The sequence below is a fragment of the Flavobacterium rhamnosi genome (assembly GCF_048286515.1).
Lineage (GTDB): Bacteria > Bacteroidota > Bacteroidia > Flavobacteriales > Flavobacteriaceae > Flavobacterium.
In genome coordinates this window covers 79407-92571 of sequence record NZ_JBLVPS010000011.1, presented here as the reverse complement: position 1 = coordinate 92571, position 13165 = coordinate 79407, and the positions used below count along the sequence as shown (strand labels likewise).

At 34.6% G+C, this 13165-nt stretch carries 11 protein-coding genes; 3 read left to right on the top strand and 8 right to left on the bottom strand.

The window, feature by feature from the left end:
* Window positions 1–53: 53 nt before the first annotated feature.
* Window positions 54–1376: a xylose isomerase gene (xylA, locus tag ACNQGN_RS10750; RefSeq protein ID WP_417987833.1), complete on the bottom strand. Its 1323-nt coding sequence runs from the start codon at window positions 1374–1376 to the stop codon at window positions 54–56.
* Window positions 1376–2869 carry a xylulokinase gene (locus tag ACNQGN_RS10745; RefSeq protein WP_417987832.1) on the bottom strand — a complete coding sequence of 498 codons (1494 nt, stop codon included), beginning with the start codon at window positions 2867–2869 and terminating at the stop codon, window positions 1376–1378. The genes xylA and ACNQGN_RS10745 overlap by 1 nt, the downstream gene beginning before the upstream one ends.
* Before the next feature lie 376 nt (window positions 2870–3245).
* Between ACNQGN_RS10745 and ACNQGN_RS10740 the strand changes: the two genes are divergently transcribed.
* A complete protein-coding gene (locus tag ACNQGN_RS10740; RefSeq protein WP_417987831.1) occupies window positions 3246–3965 on the top strand; it encodes an NUDIX hydrolase in 720 nt (239 codons plus the stop codon).
* Between the two features lie 131 nt (window positions 3966–4096).
* Here the strand turns inward: ACNQGN_RS10740 and ACNQGN_RS10735 are convergent, their stop codons facing one another.
* The 5 genes from ACNQGN_RS10735 to ACNQGN_RS10715 all read right to left on the bottom strand — a co-directional run bounded on the left by ACNQGN_RS10735 (window position 4097) and on the right by ACNQGN_RS10715 (window position 11004).
* A complete protein-coding gene (locus tag ACNQGN_RS10735) occupies window positions 4097–7270 on the bottom strand; it encodes an efflux RND transporter permease subunit (RefSeq protein ID WP_417987830.1) in 3174 nt (1057 codons plus the stop codon).
* A 64-nt stretch (window positions 7271–7334) separates the two neighbouring features.
* A complete protein-coding gene (locus ACNQGN_RS10730) occupies window positions 7335–8396 on the bottom strand; it encodes an efflux RND transporter periplasmic adaptor subunit (protein ID WP_417987829.1) in 1062 nt (353 codons plus the stop codon).
* Between the two features lie 4 nt (window positions 8397–8400).
* Complete coding sequence (locus tag ACNQGN_RS10725) at window positions 8401–9744, bottom strand: TolC family protein (RefSeq protein WP_417987828.1); 1344 nt, start codon at window positions 9742–9744, stop codon at window positions 8401–8403.
* Window positions 9744–10340 carry a TetR/AcrR family transcriptional regulator gene (locus ACNQGN_RS10720; RefSeq protein ID WP_417987827.1) on the bottom strand — a complete coding sequence of 199 codons (597 nt, stop codon included), beginning with the start codon at window positions 10338–10340 and terminating at the stop codon, window positions 9744–9746. Before ACNQGN_RS10720 ends, ACNQGN_RS10725 begins: the two co-directional genes overlap by 1 nt.
* A gap of 142 nt (window positions 10341–10482) precedes the next feature.
* Window positions 10483–11004 (bottom strand): YceI family protein, encoded by a 522-nt coding sequence (locus ACNQGN_RS10715; RefSeq protein ID WP_417987826.1) that lies wholly within the window; start codon window positions 11002–11004, stop codon window positions 10483–10485.
* A gap of 206 nt (window positions 11005–11210) precedes the next feature.
* Here ACNQGN_RS10715 and ACNQGN_RS10710 point away from each other — a divergent pair, with 206 nt between their 5' ends.
* Together ACNQGN_RS10710 and ACNQGN_RS10705 are read left to right on the top strand one after the other, a co-directional pair.
* Entirely contained in the window at window positions 11211–12185 is a 975-nt protein-coding gene (locus ACNQGN_RS10710) for a polyprenyl synthetase family protein (protein ID WP_417987825.1), read from the top strand.
* A 48-nt stretch (window positions 12186–12233) separates the two neighbouring features.
* A complete protein-coding gene (locus ACNQGN_RS10705; RefSeq protein ID WP_417987824.1) occupies window positions 12234–12587 on the top strand; it encodes a hypothetical protein in 354 nt (117 codons plus the stop codon).
* Between the two features lie 27 nt (window positions 12588–12614).
* Here ACNQGN_RS10705 and ACNQGN_RS10700 read toward each other — a convergent pair whose 3' ends face one another.
* Window positions 12615–13157: a hypothetical protein gene (locus tag ACNQGN_RS10700; RefSeq protein WP_417987823.1), complete on the bottom strand. Its 543-nt coding sequence runs from the start codon at window positions 13155–13157 to the stop codon at window positions 12615–12617.
* Window positions 13158–13165: the final 8 nt, after the last annotated feature.

Below are 13165 nucleotides of genomic sequence, written 5' to 3'. Positions count from 1 at the left end.
TCTTTTCATAATTAAGAATTGATTAATTTGGTTGGTTAATGGTTTTTAATGGACTAATATGCGTTGGCAATAATTTGTTCAAATAATTCTTGTTTTCCACTTATTTGTTGAGGTTCTCCATTTGCACGTGCAATTTCGCTAAGGGCTTCTAAAGAGAGTTCTCCTTTTTCATACCTAGCTCCATTACCACCGTCAAATGATCCGTAACGCTGTTTGCGTAAATGTTTATAATTCGTATTTTGTAAAATATGGTCCGCATAGATAAGACCTCTGGCGAAAGCATCCATTCCGGCAATATGTGCAATGAATTTGTCTTCTAAATCGGTAGAGTTTCTGCGCACTTTTGCATCAAAGTTGATTCCGCCCCCTTGAATTCCGCCCCCTTCTAAAATGACTAGCATGGCTTGCGTAATTTCATAAACATTTACAGGAAATTGATCTGTATCCCAGCCATTTTGATAGTCACCACGGTTCGCATCAATACTTCCTAACATTCCGGAATCTACTGCTACTTGTAACTCATGTTCAAAAGTATGGCCTGCAAGAGTAGCGTGATTTACTTCTAAGTTCAATTTAAAATCGTCTTGTAGCCCGTATTTGTTAAGGAAACCTAATGTAGTGGCAGCATCAAAATCATACTGATGTTTCATAGGTTCCATTGGTTTTGGTTCGATAAGAAAAGTCCCTTTGAATCCTTCTTTGCGAGCATACTCTTTGCAGGTAATCAAGAAGCGTCCCATATGGTCCAGTTCTCTTTTCATATCGGTATTCAAAAGACTCATATATCCTTCACGACCTCCCCAGAAAACATAATTTTCACCACCTAATGCAATAGTGGCATCAATAGCAATTTTTGCCTGAGCACCTGCGTAGGCAACAACGTCAAAGTTTGGATTGGTTGAAGCTCCATTCATGTAACGGGGGTTACTGAAAAGATTCGAGGTTCCCCACAATAATTTTATTCCAGATTCTTGTTGCTTTTGTTTGGCATATTCCACCATAGTTTGCACACGATTCTCAAATTCCGCCAAGGTTGGAGCTTCGTCTACAATATCCAAATCATGAAAACAGTAATATGGCAACCCTAGTTTGCTCATGAATTCAAAAGCGGCGTCCATTTTATCTTTTGCTCTCAGAATTACGTTTTCATTTTTATCCCAAGAAAGTGTTTCTGTGTCAGCACCAAAAGGATCGCCTCCTTTGTTGCATAGCGTGTGCCAGTAAGCCATAGAGAAACGCAGATGTTCTTTTAATGTTTTTCCTGCAACGATGCGGTTTTCATCATACCATTTAAAAGCAAGCGGATTATCACTTTCTTTACCTTCAAATTTTATGGTATCGATGTTTTTAAAATAAGATTGTTTAGTTGTGTTCATTATAGTTCTAGTTTAATATGATTTTTCCATTCTTGATATATGTCTTGATATTGTGAAGTCAGAGAATGATTGGGTTCAATTCGTCCAATGCATTTTAATCCTTTAAAAGCTTCATCAAGGGAAGCATAAAATCCAAAGCCAAAGGCTGCACCGCGAGCTGCACCTTCAGCTCCGGATGTGTTGTATAATTCTAAAGTGGTTTGCGTAGTATTGGTGAAAATTTCTCTGAAAACAGGACTTAAAAATAGGTTAGCGTTTCCTGCTCGTACTACTTCTCCTGATACCCCTACAGATTTCATGACATCAAAACCGTAATTCATGGCAAATACAATTCCTTCACAGGCAGATCGGACTAGGTGTCCGGACTGGTGGATGTTAAAGTTTAAATTCTGGATTCCTGAATTCGCATTTTTATTATTAAAAATACGTTCGACTCCATTTCCGAACGGGTAGAAGCGAAGACCCTTGCTTCCCGCTTCAACTTTGGCGGCTTCGGCATTTAGGGTGTCATACGCAATTAGATTTGCTCTGTCAATAGACATAATTTTGCGTAACCATTGGTATAAAATTCCGGAACCGTTAATACAAAGCATTACTCCATTATTTTTTTGTGTCTCAGTATTGTTTACATGCAAGAAGGTGTTTATGCGGTTTTCTTTATCATAAACGTCTTTATCACTTACACCATAAACCACCGCTGAAGTTCCTGCAGTTGTCGCTATTTCTCCCGGTTTTAAAACATTTAACGACAATGCATTGTTAGGTTGATCACCAGCGCGATAAGTGATTTTAGTGTTTTTATCAAGACCTAACTCTGCAGCTATATCTGGATGAAGTGTTGCCTGGTATCCAAAGTTTGGTACGATTTCAGGTATCATTTTCTCCGGAAGACCCATTTCATGGAGTATTTCAGTTGCCAACCCCCCTTTTGCAAAATTCCATAAAGCGGCTTCTGATAGTCCGGAAGTACTGATTTGTGGATTTCCGGAAAGTTTTGCTGCTATAAAATCTCCAGGAAGCATCATGTAGGCTGCTTTTTCGAAAATTTCGGGCTCATTGGTTTGAACCCATTTTAATTTGGAAGCGGTAAAATTCCCGGGGCTTCCTAAAATTTGTTGTTGGCAATATTCTGGCCCCATATTATGGTACGTCTCGTTACCGATGGATGCAGCTCTACTGTCACACCAAATAATCGAAGGGCGAACGGGATTTAGTTTTTCATCTGTTAGGACTAGTCCATGCATTTGATAGGCAATGCCAATCCCTGCTATTCGTTTTAGATCAATATGATTTTTAGTCCCTAAAGCGTGTATGCCATTTTTTACATTTTGCCACCAAGAATTTGGATCTTGCTCAGCCCAGCCAAATTTAGGTGCAATAATATCCATCTCAAATTCCGGAACGCTTACTGCAGCAACAGTAATTCCTTTTTCGGGATCAAATACCGATAATTTTATCGAAGAGCTTCCTAAATCTATTCCTAAAAAATACATATGCTTGATTTTAAGGGGTTGTATTTATTGTTTATTTCTGTCACTTTTTAAAACTTGTAGTCAAATTAACCACATGCTTATGGTAAATTTGACTACAAGTGTAAGACATTTTTTTTATATTAACAATATTTTATGTTTAAAAATTTGTAATTGATAATTAATTGAGGGTATTATTATACATTTGCACTAAATAAGTGCAGTGTTATCTGATATTTTGTTTTAAATTCCTAAAAGCAAATAAAATTTTTAAAAATAATTTGCTAATAATTCAATGATTTTTTAAATATTTACAAAAAAAGCATTCAACTCCTAAAACACAGAAAGAAATACGTCTCCTTTTTATTTTTTTTCTATATTTAATTCAAATTTCTATACCATGTTCGAAAAACATACCGATAATGATTCCTTAAAAGTAGTAGAGCAATCAGCTATGAATGCGATTACAATTGACTGTGTAATATTTGGTTTTGACAATGGAATTTTAGAAGTCCTGTTAGTGCAGCATGCCGAAGGTATCAGCAAAGGAAAATGGGGTCTTCCGGGTGGTTGGATCAAGAAAAAAGAAAGTATAGATGCTGCTGCCCATCGATTGTTGGGAGAGCTTACAGGATTAGATAACATTTTCTTAGAGCAATTGAAGGCTTTTGGAGATCCGGATCGTTTCCCGTTAAGACGGGTTATTACAATTGGTTATTATGCTTTGGTTAAAAGAGAAGACTATGATGTAAAGGCTGGTTTTACTGCATCTGATGCAAAATGGTATAAAATCAACGAAATACCAGATTTGATTTATGACCACAATGAAATTTTAGATTACAGCTTAAAACAGTTGCGCAATAGGGTTCGTCAGGCTCCTATAGGTTTTAATCTTTTACCCGAAAAATTCACGCTATTGGAGCTCATGCATCTTTATGAGGAGGTTTTGGGTGTGGAGATGGATAAGTCTAATTTTCGTCGAAAAATATTGCATATGAAATTACTGCTTGCCTTAGAAGAAAAGCAACAAGGTGTTTCTCATCGAGCTGCAAAGTTGTATAGATTTGATCCTGAAATTTATGAAAAATTAACTCAGAAAGGATTTAATTTTGAGTTTTGATTTTCAATGATTAATTAGACTTATACTTTTTGGATTCACTTAAAAAGGGAGATTCTTAAAGAGTAATTTTTAACCATAAAAAAACCTGTTCAAACAAATGAACAGGTTTTATGTTTTAAAACAATCAAGTTTTACAATGTGTGTTTTGGATTAAAACCATCCTCGCTTAATTCTTTAGGTTCGTAATCGGCAACCATTTCAGCTTCATAATCTGTTTTTTCTCCTTTACTAAATTTGGAAATTAATTTTTCCATGATTTCGTAAATTACCGGAACAACAATTAAGGTTAAAAATAACGAAGAAATTAATCCTCCAATAATTACCCATGCCAAACCATTTTTCCATTCAGCACCGGCACCAGATGCTAATGCAATTGGGAACATACCAAAAACCATTGCAATAGTCGTCATCAAAATTGGACGAAGTCTCGCATGATTCGCCTGAATTAATGCGGTTCTTATCGATTCACCTGCTGCTCTTCGTTGATTGGTGTAATCGACTAGCATAATCGCATTTTTACATACCAATCCAATAAGCATAATCATACCCAGAATTGTAAATATATTCAAGGTTTTGTTCGTTAAGGCTAATGCCAATAACGCTCCAATAAACGAAAGAGGAATGGCAAATAATACTACAAATGGATGAGCAAAACTGTCATACAATCCAACCATTACAAGGTAAACTAATATAATAGCAGCCAGTAATGCAATTCCTAATGTTCCAAAACCTTCCGATTGGTTTTCTTGATCACCGCCCCAAATATAATCTACACCTGTTGGTTTTTTTAGGGTATTTAATTTTTCTTGCCATTGCGCTACAATTGTACCTGCAGGTACACCAACATTCTGTCCTTTTACAGTAACCGATGCTGTTTTGTCTCTACGCTCTAATTGACTTGGCCCAGAACCTTCTGTTACAGTGGCAAACTGTGATAATTTGATTTGTTCATTTCGGTCATTTATAAAAATCAAGTTACTTACATCCTCAATACTTTTTCTGTCAAAACTATTGTATTTGATATTGATGTCGTATTCGTACTCTCCCGCTCTAAATTTTCCATCTGTATTTCCACTGTAAGCAGTTTGCATTGTTAAACCAACAGTTTGAAGGCTCAATCCAAGTGCCGCCATTTTATCTCTGTCCACTTTAACATTGACTTCTGGATTCCCATCTTCTACAGATAATTTGATTTCTGTTGCTCCTGGGATTTTATATAATTCAGCTTCGGCTTGTTTTGCGAAAGCCATTGCGCTTTCTAAGGAAGAACCGGTAACGATTAATCCTAGTGTTGCATCTTCGGCAGTCCCTAAAATACCAACTGGGGCAGTTTTTACTTTTGCTCCAACCAATACTTTTTCTAATTTACGTTTTATTTTTGCCGAATATACAGAGGCCTCATCAGTACGGTCCTTTTTATCGACCATTTTTACGTCAATCTCTGATTTGTATGCGGTGGCTTGCGATGCTCCTAAACCCTCACTGGTTTGACCAACGGTTGTAATTTGACTTTTTACATATTCTTCTTTTTTCAAAAAGGCTTCTGCTTTTTGAGTCATAAAGTTTGTTTGTTCCAATGAAGCATCTTTGGGCATTTCTATCTGAACTAAAAATTCGCCACTATCTGATGCTGCGAAAAATTCACCACCAATAAAACCTGCAGGAATAAGTGCAATGGAGCTAAAAAATAAGAATAGTACAATTGCTAATGTAGTCTTATAATGGTCTAAACACCAGGTTAACAAATGAGAAACCCAGTTGATAAAACGAGTTAAATAGCTTTCGAACCCAAGAATAATTCTCCCAAAAATATTTTTACCTTCAATATGCTCTAATTTTCCATAACGAGAAGACAACCATGGAATAATCGTAAATGAAGCTAAAAGGGATAGTAAGGTTGAAATAATTACAGTAACACAAAATTGTGTAATAATGTTTGAAACCATACCAGAGCTCATTGCAATTGGTAAAAATACTACAACAATTACCAATGTGATCGAAGTTACGGTTCCTCCTATTTCGGCAGTCCCGTCATAGGAAGCGCGAACTCGGTTTTTACCCATTTCCATGTGTCGGTAAATGTTTTCCAGTACCACAATTGCATCATCCACCAAAATACCAACAACAAGTGACAGTCCTAATAGACTCATTAAATTTAGCGTATACCCTAGCAGGTAAATTCCAATAAATGTTGAAATCAGGGAAGCCGGTATAGAGACCATTACAATCAACGAGTTTCTAATACTATGCAAGAAAAATAACATTACAAAGGCTACTAAAAATACTGCAATCAGTAAATCGTGTACTACAGAATCGGCAGCTTCTAATGTAAAGACGGTGCTGTCTTTTGCTATTTCCAATTTCAGTTGATTGACTTTGTAATCGCTTTCCAGTTTATTAACTGCTTTTAATAATTCTTCACTTACTGCAACTGCATTGGCGTCAGATTGTTTTACGATTTGTAAAATAATAGCGCTTTTTTGATCTACACGCGATATTTTTTCCGCAATTTTTTGAGTATCTTGAACATCAGCAATATCACTCAACCGAACTTGAATTCCATTATTTGAGGAAACAACTAAATTTTTTAATTCTTCAACATTTTTGTATTTTCCAGCTAAACGAATTAAGATTTTCTTATCACGGGTCTGGATATTTCCTGTTGGAAAGTCAAGATTTGAACTCAATATATTTTGTTGTACCTGTGGAATAGAAAGTCCATATGCCTGCATTTTTACAGCATCAAGATTGACTTGAATTTCACGTTCCTGTCCTCCAATAATACTTACCTGAGCTACTCCAGCTACACGAGATAATACAGGAGCGATTTTTTTATCAATTAAGTCATAGAAAGCAACTTCATCCATCTTTCCGTTAGCACCAATAGTCATAATCGGTAAATCACTCAGGGAGAATTTACTCAAAGATGGTGTTTTGGCATCGTCTGGTAAATCACTAATGATAGCATTTATTTTTCGTTGTGCATCATTCATGGAAATATCAACATCAGCATCAGAGGTCAAAGTGATAGAAACTGTAGATAAACTTTCGTATGATTTAGAGTCTAATTTTTTGATATTTTCTAAAGAAGCGACAGCATCTTCAATTTTTTTGGTCACCGTATTTTCGACTTCACTCGGAGAAGCCCCAGGATATACGGTTGCTATCGTAATTACGTTGGTTTCAAATTTTGGGATCAATTCGTAGCCTAGCTGGCTATAACTGAACAGTCCACCCAGAATGAGAATTGTAAACAATACAATTACTAATGAGGGACGTTTTATGGATATTTCTGCTAATTTCATATTTTATTAAATTGTAAATTTTTAATTGTGAAATGTCTTTTTCCTATAAAAAATTAAAGAAAAATTACTTAATAATATCCACTTTAGTTCCTTCTTGAAGGTTGATCTGCCCAGTAACAATTACAATTTCACCTTCAGAAAGACCATTTAAAATTTCTACTTTTTCGCCAAGGATTCTTCCTGCTGTAACTGTTTTCAATTTAGCTATTCCATTTTCCACAACAAAAATCTGGTTGCTGCTCACACTTCCTACAAAAGCATTTCTAGGAACAATCATCAGGGATTGTTTTTGTTGATTTGAAGCAAATAAAGCGGTCCCGTACATTCCTGCTTTTAAATCATTAGAGGAATTATTAGCGATTTCTATTTCTACAGGAAAGTTCAAACGGCTATCAGCTTTTGGAGCGATGAAACTAATTTTTCCTGAAAATTCTTTATCAGGATAAACACTTGCTGTAACATTTACAATGTTTCCTAATTTTAAACCCGCAACCTGATTTTCATTAACTGTAACTTTCAGTTTCAATTTAGAAACATTTACAATATCAAACATTTGCGTTGCAGCACCAAGAACTGATCCTGGTTCAATGTATTTTTTGTTTACAATACCGTTAATTGTGGCTTTGATATTCGTATCGCCAATATTAACCTTTGCTTGTTGTAATCTTGATTTTGAAGTTACTAAATTCAGCTTGGCCTGGTCTAATTGCTGTTTTGTAACCCCTCCTGTTTTGAATGCATTTTCAAAACGACTGTAATCACTTACTGCATTTTGATACGAAGCTTGTGCCGTTTGTAAGTCCGATGAAACTTGCTCACTTCTTACAATAGCTAAGGTTTGTCCAACTCTTACATGATCTCCTTCATCAACTAAAACACGTACTACTCTTCCTGGTTTTTCTGCTGAAAAACTCAATTCTTGTAGTGGTTCAAAATTCCCATTGGCCGAAAAATCAAGTGAAACTTCCTCCGTTTTTACCGTTTCAACTTTAACGGAAACACTTGCATTTTTTTCAGCTACAATAGCTGTTTTTGCTTCGTTTTCTTTTTTATTGTTTGTCAAAACTACTGCGATGATTACTATTGCGCCTAAAATGATTATTCCGGTTATTATATTTTTTTTCATGTTGTTAGTTATTTAATAAAGTTTTTAATTCTCCTTTTGATTTGATTAATTGAATTTCTGCCAGTTTGTAGTCTAATATTGCCGAAGTGTAGTTGTTTTGAGCTTCGGTCAATGAATTTTCCGCGTCCAATAAATCAGTTAAAGAAGCTAGTCCTTGTATGTAGTTATTTCTAGTGTTATCTAAAACATCTTGCGCTAATTGTGCATTTACCTTTTGATTGCTGATTGTAATTACACTATTGTCAATTTGTATTTTTGCGTTTTCATATGCTAAATCAAGGCTTAATTTCGTGTCATTTATGTCTTCCTTCAATGATCTTAAATTAACATCTGCCTGTCTTACTTTTGCTCGAGTTCCAAATCCTTTAAAAATGGGAACCTTTAAGTTCAAACCAACAGAAGAGAAATCAGACCAGTAAACACCATCGGAAGGTTTTCCTCCCCAAGGTATTTCCGGGCCCTGACCAATATAATTATAACCTGCCGTAAGTGAAAGCGTAGGGTAGTAAGCCGCTTCATCAGCTTTCTTTTGATACGTTAGCAGTTGTTCCTGTTTTTTTAGAAGCAAATATTCGGTTCTGTTTTCCGTATTTGGTGCTTCTGAGAAAGCTTGAGGAGTAACCTGAAATTCCGTTTGAGGAATAGTGATTTTTGTTTCAATAGGCATTCCGATATAAAATTTTAATGCATTTTCCTGTAATTGGACTGCATTCAAAACTTGTTGACGCTGCGTATTGATGTTCGAAATTTTAACTAGAATTCTATCCAGGTCAATTTTTTTTGCCAGACCATTATCAAATTGTCCTTTGATTATGTTTTTCACTTTGTTTGTGTTAACATAATTACTGTCCAGAACATTTAATCTTTGACGTTGAACGTAAACCTGGTAGTAGTTGTTGGCCACTCTTTCGATTACTTGTTCTTCTGTCAGCTGATCGTTAATCTGATAGAATTCTCTTGTGGATCTTGCTGCTTTCAAACCTGTAAAAACAGTTTGGTCAAAAAGTGTTTGTGTTAAAGAAACACCGGCAACTGAAGTCCATTTTTGTCCAAAATTAGCCTCTATTGTTTGTCCTGGTTCACCGCCAAAAGAACCAGCATCAAGGAAAGTAGTCTGTAAAATTGGATTATAAGTCAATCCTCCATTTGCAGAAATTTCTGGTAATGCTCTGGAACGTACTTCCTGAATCTGATATTCACTGTTTTCTACTTTAAGTTTAGCTTTTTTAGCGTCTGCTTTGTTCTCTAAAGCGTAGGTAATTGCATCTCTTAGCGTTAGCGATTTTGTCTCTTGTGCTTTTGCATTGACAGCAAAAATTAAGATTGTTATTAAAATTATATTCTTCATTATGTAGTAGTGTTTAATATATGTTTTTCAAGTTCGATAATTCCGTTTGGTGTTGCCAAAGCTCTTGTATGGTATTCTAAAATTTCAAGTTCTAATTTTTGAGCTTCTTTTTCAGAACTGGTACTTTCTTTAATGCTAAAAACCAAGAGGTAATAAAATCGGACGTAACTTTCGATATTTAGGTTTTCCCGATACAATCCCTGTTTAATTCCTTTTTCAATATTTTGTTTAAAAAGGATATTGCATTCATTAATTTCTCTTGACATTACCTTTTCGTATATTTCGGGATAATGTTTTTTTAATTGATATACTGGAGAGGTATCCGATGACTTAAACATTTCTTTAAACATTTTTCTTATCTCGAAATTTTCCTGAATGGCATTGTAATTTTTTAAAAGAACATTGTCGATAATCTGGTGTATTTCTTTATGGATTGTCGCTGTAGTTTCTTCAATAAGCAATTCTTTATTACAAAAATACTTATAAATTGTTTTTTTAGAAATGCACATTTCTCCAGCTATATCATCCATCGTAATACTCTTAAAACCTAGTTTTAAGAACATATCACTTGCTTTTGATATAATTTTCTCTTTCATCTTTTTGCTGAACTTTTTTCAGTTTGTTTTAATTTATTTGAAATATGTTAAATTTCGACGCAAATATAACATGGAAACTTTTAACACCAAAGTAGTTTCCGCTGCATTGGCAATTATTTAACATTTGTATAACTTAGCTTGCTTAAGCAGTGAATTCCAGATTAGCAATAAGTTTAATGTCTTGCCCGATAGCTAAACCACCGGTTTGATTGAAAGAATTGAATGTTAATCCAAAATCTTTGCGATTTATAGCTCCTGTTATTTCAAAAGCAGCTTTTCTATCACCATTATTAGCGTTGATTCCAATGAATTCTGCATCAAGTTCAACAACTTTGGTTATGTTTTTTATTGTTAGATTTCCTTTCAGAAAGTTAATATTCTTATTTACTTTTTGAAATGAGGTCGACTTAAAACTTATGATTGGATACTGATTTATATCCAAAAAATCGTTTAGCCTTAAATGGGTATCTATTTGTTCGATTTTTGTGTCCTTGTTATTTACATCTAATGAAAACTCAATTGAAGCATCTTCAATTTCATTATCCTGAATGTCTATATGTCCTTTAAATTTGTTGATTGTTCCTGCTAAATAAGCAATTATAGAATGTCTTATTTTAATTAGAACATCAGACTGGGTTGAATCAATTGTCCATGTTGTTGTCATATTATTTTGGGTTGTATTTAGAATTCCAGGTACATTCTTATACTGAAAAATGGCTTAGAATTGAAATGTTAATTTCGTGCAAATGTAAAACGGAAACTTTGAATACCAAAATAGTTTCCAATGTATTTTTGATTATTTAACATTTCATTAATAAACGCTGTTTGGAATACAGGGTGAATACTGTAAATTAGCCAAAAAAAAAATTTATGCATACCATTTATCAGTATCAGCAGTTCATTTCGGAATATCTGCAATCGCAATATGAGGTCAAAGAGCCTAAGAATTTGTATGATCCGATACATTATATTTTAGATCTTGGGGGGAAAAGAATACGTCCTGTGCTTACACTTATGAGTGCTGAAGTTTTTGATGCAGATTATAAAAAAGCGTTGCCAGCCGCTTTAGCTGTTGAGGTTTTTCACAATTTTTCGTTAGTTCATGATGATATTATGGACGATGCTCCTTTGCGAAGAGGTAAGGAAACGGTTCACGAGAAATGGAATATAAATACCGGCATTTTATCTGGTGATGCAATGCTGATTTTAGCATATCAATATTTTGAGAAATACCAGCCAAAAATATTTCGTAAACTGGCAAAATTATTTAGCAAAACAGCTCTCGAAGTTTGTGAAGGGCAACAATGGGATGTGGATTTTGAAGTTAGAAATGACGTTACTATTCCAGAGTATCTTAAAATGATTGAATATAAAACGGCCGTTTTAGTTGCTGCAGCGATGAAAATGGGTGCGATTATTGCCGAAACTTCGAAGGAAAATGCCAATTTAATTTATGATTTTGGTCTAAATTTAGGTTTGGCTTTTCAGTTGCAGGATGATTATTTAGATGCTTTTGGTGATCCGGAAACATTTGGAAAACAAGTGGGGGGCGATATTATTGAAAACAAAAAAACCTATTTATATCTAAAAGCTGTTGCTTTTTCTGAAAAAGAGCAAGCGCAACAGCTGGTTCAATTATTTTCCAGTCAGCCACAAGACAATTTAGATAAAATCAAGACAGTAAAAGAAATTTTTAATAGCTCAGGTGCTTCAAAAGCAACACAAGATGCCATTCAGGATTTTACGTTTAAAGCTTTTCAAACATTAGACAAAATGAATATTGGAGCCGATAAAAAAGCAATACTTAAAGTTTTTGGTGAAAATTTAATGGGACGAAAGGTTTAATTTTCAGTCACAGCTTTCCGTTTTCAAAAATCTAAATCTAAAAATGAAATGTTTATAGCTCCAAAAAATACAGATTTACTACTTACTGAGGCGCAAGAAGAAAACTTGTACTTGAAATTAATTGAACAGATTAATAAGGACTTTAATCTGGCTAATGAAGGAATTGATTTTCCCTTGAGCAGTACTCCTAATGATTTGAAGGTACAATTACATGAAAAAATCTACAGATTGATTCAGTATAAATTTGCTGAATATCTCAATTTACTCTACATTATTGATGTTGCTGAGGAGAAAGTAAAAGAGCTGGATGGTTCAGACTTAGTTGTTCTGGCTGAACAAGTGGCTTTCTTAATTCTGAAAAGAGAATGGCAGAAAGTTTGGTTCAGAAATAAATATCGTTAATTAGATTTTCTATTGCAGTCTTTTTTATCAAAAATAAACTCTGACAAATGGCATAAAGGGACTACCATATATATTGTTATTGTCATTTAATACATTGTAGCGAGCACCGATGGTTACATTTCCGGATCTATAACCAGCACCAAGAAACAAACCAGTGTTCCAATAGTTATGTGAATTGCTATTGGAGCCATCTAAATCTTCATTGACTCTTAACTGTTCTAATTCAGCTGAAAGTTGAATTTCTTCAATAGGATTGAAAAGGCCTATAATGCTACCACCATATAAATGGGAGGCATAATAATTTTTTTGCTTTAAATAAGTGTATTGTACGCCAACTCCCAGGGCTACATATTCATTGAAATTGTAAATGGCACTAGGAGCTATTGCGATATCAGTATAGCCAGAACCAACGCTTAATCCGATACCGCCTCCAAATTGTACTTTCGACCAAAAACTACTTGGCGATTTATACGCAATCGTTTGCTGTTGCGCAAATAAAAAATTGGAAGAAAATAGGGTTGTCAAAATCAAAAAAGATCTTAAAATGGCGAAATGATGATTTTTTTTCATGTTTTAAG